The organism is Bradyrhizobium sp. 31Argb, assembly GCF_043638955.1.
In the GTDB taxonomy this organism is placed as follows: domain Bacteria; phylum Pseudomonadota; class Alphaproteobacteria; order Rhizobiales; family Xanthobacteraceae; genus Bradyrhizobium.
In genome coordinates this window covers 1-17435 of record NZ_JBEGDB010000167.1, presented here as the reverse complement: position 1 = coordinate 17435, position 17435 = coordinate 1, and the positions used below count along the sequence as shown (strand labels likewise).

The following is a 17435-nucleotide window of genomic DNA, read 5'->3' as shown; positions in this document are numbered from 1 at the left end:
TGCGCCAATACTGGATGCCGATCCGCTACGCACGCGCCCGCTGATCACTGCGGACGTGGGAGCTCTTACCGCTTACGCCCTATTTCGGACCGGGCTTCCTGGCGACGCTGCACCTGATGTCGATACGGGACGACGGCTTCATCGAAGTCTTCTACATGAAACGGCCCGCCTGCCTCTGGCGCGGCCGCGCCGATGTCGATGCAAGCGGGAGTGTCGAAGTGCCGCAAGGGCCCGGCCTCGGCTATGAGCCCGACAGAGACGTGATGGAGCAGTACCGCGTGTCGTGAGGAGGCTTGGCAACTCAGGCGTCATTGCGAGGGGCGATAGCGACGAAGCAATCCACGTCTCAGCAAGCCGTGAGATGGATTGCTTCGCTGGCGCTCGCAATGACGGACACTCACTATTTGCCGCCTTCCTTCGCCGCCGGCGCAGCGTCCTTTGCCGGCGGCATATCGGCTTTCTTCTTCAAGTCCTCGTCCATCTTCTTCTGCGCGGCCAGCAGATCATCCACGCGCTTCTGCAAGGTCGCGGATGCACTCTTGAGGCTTTCAATCTGGCGATTGGCGGCATCGAGCTTCTGCTGATGATCGGTCACAAGCTTCGTGATCGTCTTCTGCAGGAAGTCGACGTTGCTCTGCAGGCAGCTCGTGCGCCGCTCCCAGGTCTTCTCGACGGTACAGATCTCAATGCCCGGAACATCCTGAGCTTTAACTTTGGTGAATGCCAGTGTGCTGGATACAAGCATCACGAACACGGCGATCATCATCTTAACGTTCATTAAATCCTCCACGCGCTCACGGCAATGTGCGCAAAGCGCGGCGACATCGTCGGAGATACCACACTGTAACCGCATTCCGGCGTTGTCCTCCACTCATTGCGGGGTGCGGGGGGCATTTGGGAACTCAAACGTTTCCACGCATCGAAAGTGGAGAATAATCAGATGGCAACGCGCGAAAAGCGACTGGCGCAATTCGATGGCAACGGCGAACCTCCGCCGAACGAGATCGTCGAAGTGCTTTGCGAAGATCAGAGCGGCACATATCAGTTGCCGTTCGCCTGTCGCTTTATCGACGGTCATTGGCTCAATGACCAATCCGGCGGAACAGTCGAGGCGACCGTGATTGCCTGGCGCTTTCCTCGCGTAAAGCAAACAGGCGCAGCTTAGGAGACCACAGAAGAGTTGTTATCGGCTTCTGCTCCGCGAGAGACGCGGCGCTCACACCGAAGCAAAGCTTGCGAGAGGGACGAAGGCTCATCCCTCTCGCACCCGCTCTGTCCCAAAATGCAACGGGAGAGTTCACCGCCTTAAGGTTCGGAACGCCGGTGGAACGAAGCGCGTCCGAATCAGTGATGAAGCGCCGTACGCTGTTGTTCACGGCTAGATGTCGGTGCCAGTCCGAGCCGGCGCACCACATGCAGGAGAACAATCAGCGGCCGCAGCCAACGGCCAACCACAAAAGTTAATTCCTCCGGAGACGACATGATCGGTCACTTCCAAGGCGTCACCGACGGCACCTTCTCGGTGGCCGGCGGCATATCGACGGTCTTGAAGTCCGCCGGGCTCACGATCTCCAGATATTCCATGTCCGGTGAGTAATCGAAGAGGTAGTGCACGATACCCGGCCGCTGATGCACGACATCGCCGGCCTGCACCAGCGTCGGCTTGTCTTCGTACATGAAGCGCGCCCAGCCCTTCATCATGATCACGATCTGAAAATCGCAATCATGGCGATGCCAGCCGGTGCCATCCTCGGGCGGGCAGTCGGGATTGGCCTTGACCAGATGGCAGATCACCTGGCCGCCGGTGGCATCGGCTATGCCGAGATCGCGGTAGAGGAAGAAATCGCGCAGGCCCCCGCCTTTGAATACGGTATCGCCTGGTTTGACATGAGAGAACTTGCTGACAACGGCATGCTGGTTCATTTGAAGCCTCCAACGTTCTCGATCGCGAGAGCGCGGCTACGCAAGGCGTCCAAATTTTCGGCAGCGTCGCATCGTCGCGTTCACAGCTTGATTGGTGCCATGCGAAATCCGCGCCAGTCGCGCTGCGGTGCGGCGATTTCTGCAGATATCGCTGGCCAGGCGGACGAAGCGTTTGGAACCAAGCCTGAATTTGAGTCGAGTGATTTTTTGCGGCGCAACCACCGCTCCCCTGCCGCTACGCGCGCGCGGCTTCCGTGGCGCGAGCTTTAGGCAGTACCTGCACCCTACCTGAGCCCGCTGAACGCGCAGCCGGCAGGCAGTACTGCCTAATATTCGACCTCCAGCTCCTCGACATCGGCGGGCTCGGCCTTGGCCGCCTCGACCCACTCCCGCACCTCCGGCATCGACATGATGGTCTCGGCATAGGCCGCAAGCGTCGGCTCGAGCTTGACGTCGTAGGTGATGAAGCGGGTGACGACCGGCGCATACATCGCGTCCGCCATGGTGCGGCGCTCACCGAACAGGAATGGCCCACCGGACGCTGCGAGGCAGTCGCGCCAGATGGTGCAGACCCGGTCGATATCGGCCTGCGCGCGCGACCAAATCTTGAAGCCGGGAAAATGGCCTTTCAGATTGACCGGTAGCGAGGCCCGCAGCGTCGTGAATCCGGAGTGGACTTCACCGCAGATCGAGCGGCAATGTGCTCGCTTTATGCGGTCTTCCGGCAACAGACCCGCATGCGGCATGATCTCGTTGAGATACTCGCCGATCGCCAGCGTGTCCCAGACGGTAGCGCCCTCGTGGCGCAGGCAGGGCACCAGGATCGACGACGATAGCAGCAGGAGTTCCGCGCGCGCCGACGCGTCATCTGGAGCGGTGATCACCTCCTCGAATTCCAGCCCCGCGAACTTCGCCAGCAACCAGCCGCGCAGCGACCATGACGAATAGTTCTTGCTGCTGATGGTCAGTGTCGTTGCCATAGAGCCTTCCCTCACGCCTCAACGTCGACCGCACGGACTCAAAGCCTCCAGCCTATCCTTGCGGATATCGCCCCTGCTCATTGCCTGAGCGCCGAGTATCCCAAGCAGCAAGCTACGTGCCAATTTCGAGGGCGGTTCGACTCCGCTTTGGCTTCGATATTGCATAGCAACACCGGGCAAGGGCGGTCGCGTATGATGTCAATGTCAATGATGTACCAAGCCTACCAGAATCACATGGACCTGACGGCACCATGGCGCACGGGGGCGGCGGCGGCACTTAGATATATTAATCTGGTACCGCAGGGGGTCTCGGACCGGTTGTTTGGCCGGCTTGCGGCCGCACTCGAACTGATCTCGCGCTCGACCCTGACCTACACCCGCCCCGACTACGGCATCGGCAGCGTGAAGGTGGGCAATCGGGAATTGGAGGTGCGGGAGGAAGTCAGCTACGCCACGCCGTTCGGATCGCTCCTGCACTTCAAGAAGGTCGATGGGCCCGAGCACCCGCGCCTGTTGCTGGTGGCGCCGATGTCCGGTCACTTCGCGACGCTATTGCGCAGCACGGTCACGACGCTGCTGCAGGATCACGACGTCTACATCACCGACTGGCACAATCCGCGCGACATTCCGCTCGACCAAGGCCGTTTCGGGCTCGAGGATTACACCGACCATCTCATCACCTTCCTCGACAAGCTCGGCCCGCGCGCGCACATGGTCGCGATCTGCCAGCCCTCGGTATCGGCACTGGCGGCAGCGGCGATCATGTCGGAGGACAATCACCCCGCGCGTCCCGCATCGCTGACCTTGATGGCCGGGCCGATCGACACGCGCATCCAACCGACCAAGGTCAACGAATTTGCGAAGAGCAAGCCGATAAAGTGGTTCGAGGACAACCTCATCAACTATGTCCCGATCCAGTGCCGGGGCGCGTTCCGAAAGGTCTATCCGGGCTTCGTGCAGCTCACCGCCTTCGTGTCCATGAACCTCGAGCGCCACATCAAGCAGCACATGGACCTCGCCAATCATCTCGCCAAGGGCGAGAAGGAGAAGGCAAACGTCATCAAGACTTTCTACGATGAATATTTCGCGGTGATGGATCTGCCGGCCGAATTCTACATCGAGACCGTGCGCGACGTGTTCCAGGAGCATCTGCTGCCCCAGGGCAAACTGATGCACCGGGGGCGGCCGGTGAATCCCGCTGCGATCAGGCGCATGGGCCTGATGACGGTCGAAGGCGGGCGCGACGACATCTGCTCGATCGGGCAGACGCTGGCGGCACAAGACCTCTGCACCGGCGTGCGCGGCTATCGCAAGGTGCATCACATGCAGGCCGGCGTCGGCCATTACGGCGTGTTCAGCGGCAAGCGCTGGAACAACGAGATCTATCCGCTGTTGCGCGACTTCGTGCACGTGAATTCGTGAGCTGTTCGTCATTGCGAGCCAACGGGTCGCGCGAACGCGCGCCCGATGACAGGCTCCGCGAAGCAATCCATTTCTCCACGCGCGGAGGCATGGATTGCTTCGTCGCTATGCTCCTCGCAATGACGGCTGGAGACCCTAGCCACTCAACTCCGCACGCAATAGTCTACCGGGCACGACGACCCCCCAGAGAATCGTCCCGGGAGAAACAACCATGCGGCCCTCCGCGACTTTCCGCAGCTTCGCCCTTGCCTTCATCGGCGTACTCTTCCTCACCGCCTCTGCCTCCGCCGCCGAAATCCGCGTGATGATCTCGGGCGGGCTGACCGCCGCCTACAAGGCCCTGGTGCCCGAATTCGAGCGCAGGACCGGCCACAAGGTGTCGACCGCCTATGGACCGTCGATGGGAACCACCGTCAACGCAATTCCGGTGCGGCTCGCGCGCGGCGAGCCCGCTGACGTACTCATCATGGTCGGCTACGCCCTCAATGACCTCGCCGCGCAAGGCAAGGTGATAGCCGACAGCCGCGTCGAACTCGTCAAATCGCCGATCGGGATCGCGGTGAAATCAGGCGCGCCAAAGCCGGACATCAGCTCGGCGGATGCCGTGAAGCGCGCGCTGCTCGCGGCAAAGTCGATCGCCTATTCCGACAGCGCAAGCGGCGTCTATGTGTCGACCGAAATGTTCCAGAAGCTGGGCATTGCCGAGGCGATGAAGGATAAAGCAAGGAAGATTCCGGCCACGCCGGTCGGCGAGATCGTGGCCAAGGGCGAAGCCGAGATCGGCCTCCAGCAGATCAGCGAGCTGAAACCGGTCGCCGGCATCGATATCGTCGGGCCGCTGCCGGATGAGCTGCAGAAGATCACGGTGTTTTCCGCCGGGATCGCCAGCACCTCCAAGGAACCCGACGCCGGACGGGCGCTGATCCAATTCCTCGCATCGCCCGACGCCCGCGCTGAACTGATCAAGAGCGGACTGGACCCGATCCCCTCCAGCAGCACCACGCACTAGGCGTGGACTCATCTGTGGACGCCCCGCGAGATGCAAGCGATTTCTGAAGAAAGTTGGCACGTAGTCGGATGCTGCCATCTGTCCGGCCTCTGATGCAGCGATGGAGCTGCGGGCCTGTATGGGAGTTCGCGGATCGGAACCAAATCATTAACGCGTGCTCTAGGCACGATGAGTCCGTCTGGTTCTTCCGACCCCGTCTCGCCGACCGTTGCGCCATACCTTCCTTCGACCGACTACACCTCTGACGACCTCAGGTCCGGCCAGGATTACGCCTTGGCCGTGACCGGAGCCATGTAATCCTCCTGTTTCACAAGTAGCGCCCAAACGATGCGCGCTATTTTGTTAGCAAGCGCGACGGTTACCACCATGCGGGGCTTGCGAGCCAACATCTGTTCGAGCCACGAACCCCTTGGCGCGCCGCGTTTGCTCGCCTGCTGTACGACTGCACTGCTGCCGATGATGAGGAGGCGCCGTAGAGTGCGTTCGCCCATCTTGGATGTTCCGCCGAGCTTCTGTTTACCGCCCGTCGATCTTTGAAGAGGTGTTAGGCCAAGCCAGGCGGCGAAGTCACGGCCTTTGGCAAATGTCTCGGCCGGCGGAGCCAAGGCCGCAATCGCGGTAGCGGAGATCGGGCCAATGCCAGGAATAGTCATCAGCCTACGTGTGACTTCGTTCTCTCGAGCACGCCGCGCGATTTCTTTGTCAAGATCCCCAATCCTGTCATTGAGGCCGGTGAGCAGATCAAGCATTAAACGGAACATAGCGCGGGCGGCATCGGGAAGCGAACTGATCATCTCTTCTTTCTCGATCAGATCGGCAAGCCTCGCCATGTGAGAGGGCCCCTTGGGAGCGATCCAGCCATATTCCGTGAGGTGTCCTCGGACTGCGTTGATGAGCTGAGTTCGCTGCCGCACCAGCAGATCGCGGGTTCGAAATACCAGACCTGCCGCCTGTTGTTCTTCACTCTTCACGGCAACGAACCGCATGCTTGGCCGCTGAGCGGCTTCGCAAATTGCCTCCGCATCGATCGCGTCGTTCTTCTGTCGCTTCACGAACGGTTTGACATAGGCCGGTGGGATCAACCGAACCTGATGGCCAAGCTGAGCAAGCTGGCGAGCCCAGTGGTGCGCTCCGCCACATGCCTCCAGCGCGACAGTGCAGCTAGGCTGAGCCGCGAAAAAATCGAGCACCTTTCCGCGGCTGAGACGCTTACTGAACAACGCGAGACCGCGTCCGTCCACACCGTGAGCGTGAAAAACATGCTTGGCAATATCCAGACCGATCGTGGTAACCTTTGACACGGACGCCTCCCTTAAGTGGTGCTCAACACCTCCACTTTGGCACATTGATGCCGTCGGCGGGGCGTCCACCCCATCATTAACGCGCTGCTAGACGCGACCGCGACCTCGATCATCACGAGACCGCGATCTGCCGGAAGTGCATAGGCACGCATGCCATTTTCCTTTTGGAAGGCGGATGCGCGCGCTGCGTTCGCGGTCGCAGAGGGTGGAGCATTGAATTTGCTAAACCAAGGGAGAACGACCATGAAACTTGCGACGATAGCACTAGCTTCTGCGTTCGCGCTCTCAAGTACGTTCGCACTTGCATACACGAAGCATCATAAGTCAGGCACCAGGACGTATCACGGTTACGCCCGGACGCAGCCCGGTATGAACTACAGTGGGAGCAACTTCGGCTGGAACAACCCCGGTTGGAACAACTACGGTGGGAACAGCTACGGTTGGAGCCGCGGTGCAGGCGGCCCGAACAACCGGGGCGGACTGGTGGGCGGCGACGACTCCGGTACCTACAGACCCTAAAAGTAAGCGCCACGATTCTAGTTGACGAAACTAACTTGTGTGCCGCTGCGCCAGTGGCTGGCGCAGCCAGTCAAGTTGCGGGCGGCGAGTCGGCTTCAACGGATGGCTCGCCGCCTGCTTTAATGCGGGCGTTTCGATGTTCACTTTGACCATCGCGCCATTTCGCTGCACGCACGCAGCTTATTTGGCCTGCGTCCGGATCGGCGCGTCCTTCAGCCCGTTGTTGTCATAGGCCTCGCGCAGCGAGCCGTCGGCAGTCGCTTCGGTCATGAAGTTGGTCGCGAAGGCCGCGGACAGCGGATGATTTAGCGGGACCGCAACCGCAGTCACCGTCTGCTTGAAGGTCTCGTCCAGCACCCGCGTGCCCGGAATTTTCTTCGCCATCGCATTGAGCTGGTCGCGTGAGAGTGCGAACGCGTCGACCTCGCCGCTCTTCAGGAGACTGAAGATCTCGTCATAGGTCTGATAGCCCGTCACCTTGGCGTTCTTCAGGTCCGCAATTGCGCCGCGCATGGTTGTGGTGTTGTTGACGGCAGCGACCTTGACGCCCGGCTGGTCGAGGCTTGCGAAATTCGTGACCGTCGAGCCCGGCCTGACGATGTAGGTTGCATCCGCGACTTCATAGATCGGGCCGAACGTCATCCTGGTTTCGCGCTCGGGATCCTTGGGCAGGAAGGTGACGTCCCAGGTGCCCTTCGATGCCGCATCGGTGATCTGTCCGGAATTCTGGTGCACGACATATTCGATGGGCACGCCGAGCTGCGCGGCCATTGCCTTACCGAGATCGACCGGCACCCCGGCATAGCCGGTTTCGGTCTTGGTGCACCAGAACGCACCGCCCGCCGGGCTGATCGCAATCGCGACGCGGAGCTTGCCGGTCGGCGCGATCTCGTCTTTCAGCGCGTCAGCACTGGCCGGGGCGGCCATCATGGCGACCGCGACAACAAGGCCTGTGATAAGCGGCAACTGGCTGGGCATTGGCTTCCTCCACGCCAGATCTGTGCGCCGAGTCTGTCGCTACAAATTCATCTGACGCGGATCGTGATCTTCTCGGAGACGACCGGCGGCTTGAAGGGATAGTGCTTGGCGTCGCCGAGTACGAGCTGCAAAGTATGTTTGCCGGGCGGCAGCTCGATACGAGCCTCGGTCTGACCGGCGCCGAAATGCAGGTGGGACTTGTCCGATGGGATCGGCTCGTTCGGATTGAGCGGCTCGTTCACGTCGATCAGCAGATGGTGATGACCGGCGTTCGCATAGTCATCGCCGGCATGGGTCACGCCCATGTTGCGCAGGCCGAAGCGGGCCCAGAATGCGCCCTTGATCGTAGCGCCATTCTGCGGCCAGACAAAATACAGGACCGCATCCTTCGGTGCAGGCTTGTCCTGCGCGTGCACAACGTTCGCAAGCGACGACAGGACAGCCGAAATCAGAAGTGTACGTGCAATTCTCATTGCCCCCTCACCGATCCAAATACTTTAAGGCGACAGCGCGACCCGGAACCCATGGGTCGGATATCGAACATTGGTGTCGTAATTATCGCGGTTGGCCGGTCGTACATAACGCGTGTCATTCTTCCAGGAGCCGGAGCGGAGCACATGGGACGTGCAGTCTCCGCCAAGCCAGGGTGAACCGTCGGCCGGGGCCCCCTGATAGTTCTTGTGCCAGCAATCCTCCACCCACTGGTCGACCCCGCCACCCATGTCGTGCAGCCCGAACGGGTTGGGCTTGAAGTTACCGACCTTGGTCGGTTGCTCGGCGGCTGCGCTGTCGCCGCAATCCTTGCAACTGGCCACACCCGGCTGCATCTGCTCGCCCCACCAATATCTGGTCTGCGTTCCGCCGCGGGCAGCAAACTCCCATTCGGCTTCGCTCGGAAGCCGATAGGCCTTCTTCGTGACGTCCGCGAGCCAGGCAACGTATTGCTTGGCATCGCTCCAGCTCACGTTGGTGACCGGCGCCTCGTCCTTTCCGGTCGCCGTGAAGCCGCACACCTTGGCGGCAGCGCACGCGTTCCATTCGCGGACCGTGACCGGATATTTGGCGATGGCGAATGGCTTGATCGTCACCCTTCGGATCGGCCGCTCCGACGCATCGTCATTGCTGCCCATCGAGAAGCTGCCGCCCTGAAGCGCGACCATCTCGGGCTCCCGCACGGAAGGCGTGGGAGGCGTCGGGGGCGTGACCGCGGTGACGGCCGGGCTCGCGGAAGGCTGCGGTTGCGGCGGCTGCGGTTGCGCCGTGGGACTGGCAGCGGGAGCTGCCGCCTGTTTCGTCGCGGGTGCCGGCTCAGTCGCCTTCGGCGATGCCGCGGGCGCCGGCGATGCCGCTGGCGCCGGCGTCCGCAGCGCCAGCTTTTCGCTCCGCGGTATCAGCAAGGACCAGAGGATGCCGCCGGCGATGATCGCGAGCGTGATGCTGAGCAGGAAGATCAAGATGTTCTCGCGCCGCCGGCGCGTCCGCTGGAAGGCCGCCGCATCCGGCAGCACGCGATAGACCCGCACCGGATCGGTGATGTTCTTGACCTTGCGGTCGCCGAGCGACTCGTAGCCGCACACCAGCTTGTGCTTGATCTGCTCGTAGATGCCACCGGAGATGAAGACCTGCCCCGGCTCGGCGATCCCTTCAAGGCGCGACGCAACGTTGACGCCGTCGCCATAGATATCGTCGGGCTCGATGATGACGTCGCCGAGATTGACGCCGATCCGGTACTCAATCCAGTAGTCCCTCGGTACCGCCGCGTTGCGGCCGACCAGGTTCTGCTGGATCACGATGCTGCACCTGACGGCTTCGACCGGACTGTCGAACATCGCAATGAAGCCGTCGCCGGTCGTCTTCACCAGCTTGCCGTGATGCTCCACGATGGTCGGCTCGATCAGGTCGCGCTCGATCCGCTTGACGCGGTTGTGCGTGCCCTCCTCATCGAGCTGCATCAGGCGGCTGTAGCCGGCGATGTCGCCTGCGACGATCGCGGCAAGGCGCCGCGGCGTCGGATCACCCGGCGGCCGCTCGTGCCTACCCGACTTGAAGTCGCGAATCTCACCCATGGATCGGTTGGGCTCCAAAAACCGCAAATACAGCGTTGAGGCGCAATTAGCCTCAGCCCCCGAAACCTAAAGATCTACCCATAAAGAGCCTATCACACTCCTCACCCGGAACAAGTTTGCCAGATATTGTGCGACGCATGAAGTGATGCAGTTCACACAGCGATCAACCTTGCGTGTCCGCGACCAAATATCCCCAGCCTCAATTCACCTGCGGTGCCGGCGTCCTGATCTCGCGGGGCAGGATAATGGCCGCCGCAATCGCCAATAGACAGAGCGCGGCGAACGCACGCAGCATGGTGACGAACCCGCCCTGCTCATAGAGCCAGGCGACCAGCCCGACCGAGGCGCCGGCCGCGGTGAAGCCGACGAAATAGCGCACCGCATAGGCGCGCGAGCGCCATTCCTCGCTGGTGTATTTGCCGACCATGGCGTCGTTGACCGTAACCTGGCCGAAGGCGCCCATCACGATGCCGATCGACACCAGGATCAGCGGCAGGTCCGACAGCGTCGCTGCCAGATAGAGGAACGGCGCCAGCATGAAGGACAGTGGCAGCGCCACCGTCTTGAGCGAATGGTGGTCGAGCAATTTGCCGATCGTATACTGCGTCATCGCGCCGAACACATAGACGCTGGCTGCGATCACGCCGAGCAGCGCCGGGCTCCTGGTCAGGTCGGCGAGCCGTTCGGCGAACAGTTTCGGCAGCGCCACCGTCACCGCGTTGAAGGTGGTCGATATCGCGATCACCACGATCAGGAGCGCCAGGATCACCCGCCACATGTCCTTCTTCGCGACGCGCGCCTAGGCTGCGGCCTGCTTGGTGCCCTTGCGATCCTCATGCACCACGCTGAGCGCGAAGGCGATGCCGAGCAGCACGGTGAGGACGCCGGGAATGATGAAGGCAAAGCGCCAGCCGAGATACTGGCCGATCACACCGGTGGCCAGCGCCGAGGAGGCGACGCCGAGATTGCCCCAGACCCCGTTCAGCCCCATCTCGCGACCGAGCTTGTCGGCATAGGACACGATCATGGCGGTGCCAACCGGATGGTAGATCGAGGCGAACACGCCGATCGCGAACAGCGCCGCGCCAAGCTGCAGAGGTGTCTGCACAAAGCCGACCGAGATCATGGACAGGCCGATGCCGATGAAGAAGATCACCATCATATGACGGCGGCTCCAGCGGTCGCCGAGCCAGCCTGTCAGCAGCGAGCCGGCGCCGAACGCGATGAAGCCCGGGGTGGCGTAAGGCAGCAATTCCGAATAGGCCATGCCGAGCGCCGGACCCATCACGATGACGGCGGCGGCGAAGATCAGCATCGAATAATGGTCAATGAAATGGGCGGCGTTGACGTAGGTGATCACCCGGCCGGGGCTGTTCATGCGTTGATCCTGTTTCGATCCCTTTAGAAGTCCTCTTGAGATGTCCCCTTGGGGATTCCTCTTGCTTCCCGAACTAGGTTATAGGGAGTTGTCCTGACGGGATGTCGCCAATGACTATCGCCGAAACGCCAATTGCCGCGATCTTGCGGGGCCAGCGCGCCACCGGCGACGGCGTGCATCTGGTCGCGCGCCACTACCGGCGGGGCGTGCGGCTCGACACCCACATGCACCGCGAATCGCAACTGGTCTACGCCGCCGAGGGCACCATGCAGGTGACGACGCCCAAGGGCCGCTGGCTGGTGCCGCCGGATCGCGCGGTGTGGGTGCCAGCCCTGCTGGAGCATTCGATCGACGTGCTCGCCGACATCCAGATGCGGACGCTGTATTTCGAATTGCCGTGGCTGAAGCGCAACGCGCGCGGCAACAGCCTCGGCTCCGAATTCGTGGTGCGGATATCGCCGCTCTTGCACCAGACCATCCTGGCGCTGTTCGACAGACGGGATGATCACGAGCGAACCGCGCTTCTGCTGCAACTCCTCATGCTGGAACTGGACCAGGCCGAGGATTCCGCGACCTTCATTCCGCTGCCGCAGGAACCGCGCTGCCGGCGCGCCGCCAACATCGTCCTCGCCAATCCCACCGCCCCATATGAAATCGAGACGCTAGCGCGCGAGGTCGGCACGTCGGCGCGAACCTTGTCGCGTCTGTTCTCGTCGGAGACGCAGCTCAGTTTCAAGAGCTGGTACCAGCGCGCCCGCATCGCAGCCGCAATCGAACGATTGTCGACAGAATCTAATGTGTCGATCAAGCAGATCGCCTCCGACCTTGGTTATGCCAGCGTTCCAGCGTTCTCTCACGCCTTCCGTCAGGTGACCGGCAAGACGCCGACAGAATTTGCGGGCAAGGAATGAACGCGAGACTTCATTGGCAAGTCATGACAAAATGGTGTTCTTGATTATAGTCGGCAGGAACCTAAATCCTATGTAAGGTTCGGTGTAACCGGATTCGATCCTTCCCATGGCCAGTGCCTTTTTCTCCGACCTGCTTGCAACGATTTCCGAGCGCGGCCGCACGCTGCTCCGGCGAGGCAATTCGTTGGACGCGAAGCAGGACGCTTCCGAGCTTCTTGAATTGTGCGAAGCGCTGTTGTCGGGCCGCGGCGAAGCCTCCGGTACCGCCTTGGCGCGCGAGGTACTCGACCGCTATCACCATCTCGACGCTGCGGAGCGGCTGGCGTTCTTCCAGACGTTGTCCCGGGATTTCGGACCTGACCGCGCCAAGCTGATGCAAGCGATCGAGGCCTGGCGCAAGGGTTCCGACGACGGCGAAGCCAGCGAGTTGCATTTCGCCTCCGAGCCCCGCCGGCAGGAACTGATCCGCCGGCTGAACCGCGCGCCGGGTGGCACCAGCGAACTGGTGGCGATGCGTGCGGATCTGCTCAACCTGATGAAAGGCAACAAGGACCTGGAGTCGCTCGATCGCGACGTCACCCATCTGCTCTCTTCTTGGTTCAACAGGGGATTTCTCGTGCTGCGCAGGATAGACTGGTCGACGCCGGCCAATATTCTGGAGAAGATCATTCGCTACGAAGCGGTGCATGAGATCCGCGACTGGAACGACCTGCGCCGCCGCATCGATCCCATCGACCGCCGTTGCTACGCGTTCTTCCATCCCGCGTTGAACGACGAACCGCTGATCTTCGTCGAGGTCGCGCTGACCGAGACGATCCCCGGCGCGATCGCACCTCTGCTTGCCGAGCAGCGCGAGCCGGTAGCGATCGAGCGCGCCCGCACCGCCGTGTTCTATTCGATCTCGAACACCCAGCGCGGGCTCGGCGGGATCTCCTTCGGCAGTTTCCTGATCAAGCAAGTGGTCGAGGAGTTGCGCCGCGAATTGCCGAAGCTCGACACCTTCGTGACGCTGTCGCCGGTGCCGGGCTTCATGCAATGGCTGAGGCAGGCGACCGACGCGCCGCTCTCCGACGAGGACCGGGTGCTGCTCGAAGGCCTCGGCAAGCCCGACTGGTTCGAGAATGCCGAGCTGGCCGCGCAGCTCCGCACCGTGCTGGAGCCGCTCGCCGCCTATTATTTCCTGAAGGCGCGGACGCCGAAGGGACGGCTGATCGATTCCGTGGCGCGGTTCCACCTCGGCAACGGCGCGCGGCTGGAGCGCATCAACTGGCTCGGCGACCTCGCGCCCAAGGGCCTGCGCGAATCTGCCGGCATCATGGTCAACTATCTCTATCGCCTCGACGACATCGAGAAGAACCACGAAGCCTACGCCAACAACGGCGAGGTAATCGCCTCCAGCGCCGTGAAGAAACTGCTCAAGGGCGAAGGCCGTCGGCTGCTCGAGATGCGGCTGTCGTGACGGGCGCGGCGTGAGCGTCCGCCCCGTAGGGTGGGCAAAGACGCTCTTCGCGCCGTGCCCACCTTCCAGCACTCCGCTCGTGATGGTGGGCACGCTTACGCCTGTGTTTGTTTGAACAGCGGTGCAAGTATGCGCTTTGCCCACCCTACGGCAGTTGCGCGCTTGGCTTGTTCTCTCCCCGTCATTGCGAGCGCAGCGAAGCAATCCATTGCTCCACTTGCCGAGACATGGATTGCTTCGCTGCGCTCGCAATGACGGGGTCAGGTCCTGATTCAAATGTCAAACAGCGGAGAGGATGTGAGTTCGCGTTCTCGCGGCACGAGATGCCCGAGCTTTGCGTCACTTTCCACCCTCTCATCGAACAGAGGGCGCAGGGAAAGCCGGGTGCCGGTTGCACCCATGGGTCCCGTGCAACAAAAAGCACGGGGGTAGGACCACAGGTTCAACCGAAGCATTCCGGCTTTCCCTGCGCGATGGTTTTACGGCTTATTTCGTGCTCTCCCCGGTGACCGGGCTTTCTTGCCACCGTCACTTCTCGCGCGAAGAAAGTTCGCACGAAAAACTTAGCGCCAGCGTCGGGGCGCCAGGACCACACGACTTCGCCGTCCACGGGTGCCACGCTCGTCAGTCGTGATACCCGCGTCCACCGCATCTCACCGCAACGTTCGTGACGATCGCGAGCCGCCCCTCATCCGCCGTGAGACGCGCGGAGTTAAATCACTGATTTGCCCGACGGCGAAAGCGGAATATTTTTCGCGAGAGGGATCGACAGACTTTTGCTGATTTGCCCGTCGGGTTGTTTTGTCGCACCCCAACTAGCCACATCGTCATTCCGGGGCGATGCGAAGCATCGAGCCCGGAATCCATTTCACCGCCTGCGCCTGCGGCCCGATCGATTCCGGGTTCGTCCTTCGGACGTCCCGGAATGACGGCGGAGGTTTTGGCGCGAGTGTGGCTCACTCGGCCAGCGCTTTCATCTCCTTGTAGAGATCGCTCTTGCCTTCGAAGCCGATGCCCGGAAGATCGGGCATGGTGATGTGGCCATTCTCGACGCTGATACCGTCGGGGAAGCCGCCATAGGGCTGGAACAGATCGGGATAGCTCTCATTGCCGCCGAGGCCGAGGCCGGCGGCGATGTTCAGCGACATCTGGTGGCCGCCATGCGGGATGCAGCGGCTTGGCGACCAGCCGTGGGTCTTCAGCACTTGCAGCGTGCGCTGATATTCGCAGAGGCCGTAGGACAGCGCGCAATCGAACTGCAGCCAGTCGCGGTCCGGCCGCATGCCGCCATAACGAACGAGATTGCGCGCATCCTGATGGCTGAACAGGTTCTCGCCGGTCGCCATCGGCGCCGGATAGAATTCCGCGAGCGCGGCCTGCAGCGCGAAGTCGAGGGGATCGCCGGCTTCCTCGTACCAGAACAGCGGATAGTCCCGCAGCATTTTTGCATAGGCGATCGCGGTCTCCAGATCGAAGCGGCCGTTGGCGTCGACCGCGAGCTGCGCGTCCTTGCCGATCTCCTTCAGCACCGCCTCGATCCGCGCGCTGTCTTCGGTTACAGACGCGCCGCCGATCTTCATTTTCACGACATTGTAGCCGCGATCGAGATAGCCGCGCATCTCCGCGCGCAGCGCGGAGAGATCCTTGCCGGGATAGTAATAGCCGCCGGCGGCATAGACGAACACGCGCGGATTGGCCTTGACGCCATGCCGCTCGGCGAGCAGGCGGAACAGCGGCTTGTTCGCGATCTTCGCAACCGCGTCCCACACCGCCATGTCGATGGTGCCGACGGCAACCGAGCGCTCGCCGTGGCCGCCCGGCTTCTCGTTCGACATCATGGTCGACCAGACCTTGTCCGGGTCGAGATTGTCGCCGCTCGCATCAAGCAGCGTCTTCGGATCGGCCTCGAGCAGCCGCGGCGCGAAGCGCTCGCGGATCAGACCGCCCTGCCCGTAGCGACCGTTGGAATTGAAGCCGTAGCCGACCACGCGCTTGCCGTCGCGCACGACGTCGGTAACGACGGCAACCAGGCTCGTCGTCATCTTGCTGAAATCGATATAGGCGTTGCGGATCGGCGAGGCGATCGGTTTTGTCACCTCGCGGACGTCGATGATACGGACGGACATGGGATTGGCCTTTGGGTTTCTCGTCATGGCCGGGCTTGTCCCGGCCATCCACGTTCTTTGCTCGCGATGAAGGAAGGGCGTGGATGCCCGGGACAAGCCCGGGCATGACGAAGTGAAATACTTACGCTTCAGATATCAGGACTTCGTCTTATCGCGGAAATACGGCTCGACCGGGCCGTGGACCTTGATGGTCAGCGGATTGCCGTAGCGATCCTTGGCGTTGCCGGCGGTGACGCGCACCCAGCCCTCGCTGACGCAATACTCCTCGACATTGGTCTTTTCGGCGCCCTTGAAGCGGATGCCCACGTCGCGGGCCAGGATATCCGCGTTGTAGTACGGGCTGTTCGGATCGACCGACAAGCGGTCCGGCAGTTCCTCATGGGGCGTTTCGTTGTTCTCGCTCATAGCAGGGCCTCGATTGCTGTCTTCAGTCCTTCGGGCCGCGCGGTGGGCGCATGGCGCGCCACCACCCTGCCCGACCGGTCGACCAGAAATTTGGTGAAATTCCATTTGATCGACGGACCGAGCAGGCCCGATTTCTCGCTCTTCAGGTGTTCGTACAACGGATGTGCGTTCGCACCATTCACCTCGATCTTGGCGAACATCGGGAACGTCACCGCGTAATTGGTTTCGCAGAACTCGCCGATCTGTTTTTCATCGCCCGGTTCCTGCGCGCCGAACTGGTTGCAGGGAAAGCCGAGCACGGAAAAACCGCGTGGCGAGAGCCCCTGATAGAGTTCCTGCAGGCCCTTGTATTGCGGCGTGAAGCCGCACGCGCTGGCGGTGTTGACGATGAGCAGCACCTGCCCCTCGAACCGCTTCAAGGGCACTTCATCTCCGGCCAGCGAACGGGCCGCAAAATCATAGACAGTGGGCATGGTTTTCCCTCAAAGCACGAAGCGGTCTCCGCTTCACCTCGCCCCGCTTGCGGGGAGAGGTCGGATGGTCCTGACCGGCTACATGGGTAACAGAATAGACCGGCGACATGGGTAACAGGTCAACTGGTCGGCAAGGAGGACCTTGCCGATGGGGTGGAAGGAGAAGCGCCGGCTGCGCCGGCGCAGCCCGCCATCGAGTGCGCCCTTTGCCTATTGTGAGGCCGCCAACGACGTCTGGTGCATCGACTTCAAGGGCTGGTTCCTGACGGGCGACGGCGAGCGGTGTGAACCGCTGACGATCACCGATGCCCATAGCCGCTACCTTCTGCGCTGCCAGGCGCTGCCGCACACGGACACCGAGCATGTCTGGCCGGTGCTCGACGCCGCGTTCCGCGAGTTCGGGCTGCCGAGGGTGTCAGTAACTCAGTGTAAGATGGTTTCTGTGAGTTTACCTTTGACAGGAGACTCACATGGCTACGGATTTT

General features: G+C 61.9%; 16 protein-coding genes and 2 pseudogenes. 7 read left to right on the top strand and 11 right to left on the bottom strand.

Annotation, left to right across the window (positions count from 1 at the left end; genetic code table 11):
- The first annotated feature begins 116 nt into the window (after positions 1-116).
- The gene (locus tag AAFX91_RS26940) at positions 117-287 is read left to right on the top strand and encodes a hypothetical protein (RefSeq protein ID WP_394568663.1); all 171 of its coding nucleotides are present in this window, start codon (positions 117-119) and stop codon (positions 285-287) included.
- A gap of 113 nt (positions 288-400) precedes the next feature.
- Here AAFX91_RS26940 and AAFX91_RS26935 read toward each other — a convergent pair whose 3' ends face one another.
- Positions 401-763 (bottom strand): hypothetical protein, encoded by a 363-nt coding sequence (locus tag AAFX91_RS26935; RefSeq protein ID WP_394568666.1) that lies wholly within the window; start codon positions 761-763, stop codon positions 401-403.
- A gap of 177 nt (positions 764-940) precedes the next feature.
- Between AAFX91_RS26935 and AAFX91_RS26930 the strand changes: the two genes are divergently transcribed.
- On the top strand, positions 941-1165 hold the full coding sequence (locus AAFX91_RS26930) for a hypothetical protein (protein ID WP_130580365.1): 225 nt from the start codon (positions 941-943) through the stop codon (positions 1163-1165).
- Between the two features lie 323 nt (positions 1166-1488).
- Here AAFX91_RS26930 and AAFX91_RS26925 read toward each other — a convergent pair whose 3' ends face one another.
- Both AAFX91_RS26925 and AAFX91_RS26920 read right to left on the bottom strand, forming a co-directional pair.
- Positions 1489-1923 (bottom strand): cupin domain-containing protein, encoded by a 435-nt coding sequence (locus tag AAFX91_RS26925; RefSeq protein WP_394568662.1) that lies wholly within the window; start codon positions 1921-1923, stop codon positions 1489-1491.
- A 326-nt stretch (positions 1924-2249) separates the two neighbouring features.
- Positions 2250-2903 carry a glutathione S-transferase gene (locus tag AAFX91_RS26920; protein WP_130580367.1) on the bottom strand — a complete coding sequence of 218 codons (654 nt, stop codon included), beginning with the start codon at positions 2901-2903 and terminating at the stop codon, positions 2250-2252.
- A 201-nt stretch (positions 2904-3104) separates the two neighbouring features.
- Here AAFX91_RS26920 and AAFX91_RS26915 point away from each other — a divergent pair, with 201 nt between their 5' ends.
- Together AAFX91_RS26915 and AAFX91_RS26910 are read left to right on the top strand one after the other, a co-directional pair.
- Positions 3105-4325, top strand: coding sequence for a polyhydroxyalkanoate depolymerase (locus tag AAFX91_RS26915; RefSeq protein WP_394568665.1), 1221 nt, complete (start codon positions 3105-3107; stop codon positions 4323-4325).
- Between the two features lie 211 nt (positions 4326-4536).
- On the top strand, positions 4537-5334 hold the full coding sequence (locus AAFX91_RS26910) for an extracellular solute-binding protein (protein ID WP_394568661.1): 798 nt from the start codon (positions 4537-4539) through the stop codon (positions 5332-5334).
- A gap of 266 nt (positions 5335-5600) precedes the next feature.
- Here the strand turns inward: AAFX91_RS26910 and AAFX91_RS26905 are convergent, their stop codons facing one another.
- From AAFX91_RS26905 to AAFX91_RS26885, 5 genes and pseudogenes are all read right to left on the bottom strand, one after another.
- Complete coding sequence (locus AAFX91_RS26905; RefSeq protein WP_130580368.1) at positions 5601-6635, bottom strand: IS110 family transposase; 1035 nt, start codon at positions 6633-6635, stop codon at positions 5601-5603.
- A 699-nt stretch (positions 6636-7334) separates the two neighbouring features.
- The gene (locus AAFX91_RS26900) at positions 7335-8081 is read right to left on the bottom strand and encodes a transporter substrate-binding domain-containing protein (RefSeq protein WP_394568664.1); all 747 of its coding nucleotides are present in this window, start codon (positions 8079-8081) and stop codon (positions 7335-7337) included.
- A gap of 98 nt (positions 8082-8179) precedes the next feature.
- On the bottom strand, positions 8180-8605 hold the full coding sequence (locus AAFX91_RS26895) for a DUF4399 domain-containing protein (RefSeq protein WP_130580369.1): 426 nt from the start codon (positions 8603-8605) through the stop codon (positions 8180-8182).
- Between the two features lie 24 nt (positions 8606-8629).
- Positions 8630-10198, bottom strand: a complete 1569-nt coding sequence (locus AAFX91_RS26890) for an SUMF1/EgtB/PvdO family nonheme iron enzyme (RefSeq protein ID WP_394568660.1) — start codon at positions 10196-10198, stop codon at positions 8630-8632.
- A gap of 199 nt (positions 10199-10397) precedes the next feature.
- A pseudogene (locus AAFX91_RS26885) lies at positions 10398-11576 on the bottom strand (MFS transporter).
- Between the two features lie 110 nt (positions 11577-11686).
- Between AAFX91_RS26885 and AAFX91_RS26880 the strand changes: the two are divergent.
- Together AAFX91_RS26880 and AAFX91_RS26875 are read left to right on the top strand one after the other, a co-directional pair.
- Entirely contained in the window at positions 11687-12487 is an 801-nt protein-coding gene (locus AAFX91_RS26880; RefSeq protein WP_394568659.1) for an AraC family transcriptional regulator, read from the top strand.
- Between the two features lie 106 nt (positions 12488-12593).
- The gene (locus tag AAFX91_RS26875) at positions 12594-13946 is read left to right on the top strand and encodes a malonyl-CoA decarboxylase (protein WP_394568658.1); all 1353 of its coding nucleotides are present in this window, start codon (positions 12594-12596) and stop codon (positions 13944-13946) included.
- Between the two features lie 956 nt (positions 13947-14902).
- On the opposite strand, the gene AAFX91_RS26870 is transcribed toward AAFX91_RS26875, so the two are convergent.
- From AAFX91_RS26870 to AAFX91_RS26860, 3 genes are all read right to left on the bottom strand, one after another.
- The gene (locus tag AAFX91_RS26870; protein ID WP_394568657.1) at positions 14903-16072 is read right to left on the bottom strand and encodes a mandelate racemase/muconate lactonizing enzyme family protein; all 1170 of its coding nucleotides are present in this window, start codon (positions 16070-16072) and stop codon (positions 14903-14905) included.
- 135 nt (positions 16073-16207) lie between these two features.
- A complete protein-coding gene (locus AAFX91_RS26865) occupies positions 16208-16477 on the bottom strand; it encodes a DUF3297 family protein (protein ID WP_394568656.1) in 270 nt (89 codons plus the stop codon).
- The gene (locus tag AAFX91_RS26860) at positions 16474-16950 is read right to left on the bottom strand and encodes a glutathione peroxidase (RefSeq protein WP_394568655.1); all 477 of its coding nucleotides are present in this window, start codon (positions 16948-16950) and stop codon (positions 16474-16476) included. The genes AAFX91_RS26865 and AAFX91_RS26860 overlap by 4 nt, the downstream gene beginning before the upstream one ends.
- Before the next feature lie 148 nt (positions 16951-17098).
- On the opposite strand from AAFX91_RS26860, the pseudogene AAFX91_RS26855 reads away from it, so the two are divergent.
- Positions 17099-17435, top strand: a pseudogene (locus tag AAFX91_RS26855) (hypothetical protein); the annotation flags it as partial.

Coding starts and splice junctions, on each gene's coding strand:
- AAFX91_RS26940 (WP_394568663.1), top strand. CDS start 117: ATGTCGATACGGGACGACGGCTTCATCGAAGTCTTCTACATGAAACGG.
- AAFX91_RS26935 (WP_394568666.1), bottom strand. CDS start 763: ATGATCGCCGTGTTCGTGATGCTTGTATCCAGCACACTGGCATTCACC.
- AAFX91_RS26930 (WP_130580365.1), top strand. CDS start 941: ATGGCAACGCGCGAAAAGCGACTGGCGCAATTCGATGGCAACGGCGAA.
- AAFX91_RS26925 (WP_394568662.1), bottom strand. CDS start 1,923: ATGAACCAGCATGCCGTTGTCAGCAAGTTCTCTCATGTCAAACCAGGC.
- AAFX91_RS26920 (WP_130580367.1), bottom strand. CDS start 2,903: ATGGCAACGACACTGACCATCAGCAGCAAGAACTATTCGTCATGGTCG.
- AAFX91_RS26915 (WP_394568665.1), top strand. CDS start 3,105: ATGTCAATGATGTACCAAGCCTACCAGAATCACATGGACCTGACGGCA.
- AAFX91_RS26910 (WP_394568661.1), top strand. CDS start 4,537: ATGCGGCCCTCCGCGACTTTCCGCAGCTTCGCCCTTGCCTTCATCGGC.
- AAFX91_RS26900 (WP_394568664.1), bottom strand. CDS start 8,081: ATGGCCGCCCCGGCCAGTGCTGACGCGCTGAAAGACGAGATCGCGCCG.
- AAFX91_RS26895 (WP_130580369.1), bottom strand. CDS start 8,605: ATGAGAATTGCACGTACACTTCTGATTTCGGCTGTCCTGTCGTCGCTT.
- AAFX91_RS26890 (WP_394568660.1), bottom strand. CDS start 10,198: ATGGGTGAGATTCGCGACTTCAAGTCGGGTAGGCACGAGCGGCCGCCG.
- AAFX91_RS26880 (WP_394568659.1), top strand. CDS start 11,687: ATGACTATCGCCGAAACGCCAATTGCCGCGATCTTGCGGGGCCAGCGC.
- AAFX91_RS26875 (WP_394568658.1), top strand. CDS start 12,594: ATGGCCAGTGCCTTTTTCTCCGACCTGCTTGCAACGATTTCCGAGCGC.
- AAFX91_RS26870 (WP_394568657.1), bottom strand. CDS start 16,072: ATGTCCGTCCGTATCATCGACGTCCGCGAGGTGACAAAACCGATCGCC.
- AAFX91_RS26865 (WP_394568656.1), bottom strand. CDS start 16,477: ATGAGCGAGAACAACGAAACGCCCCATGAGGAACTGCCGGACCGCTTG.
- AAFX91_RS26860 (WP_394568655.1), bottom strand. CDS start 16,950: ATGCCCACTGTCTATGATTTTGCGGCCCGTTCGCTGGCCGGAGATGAA.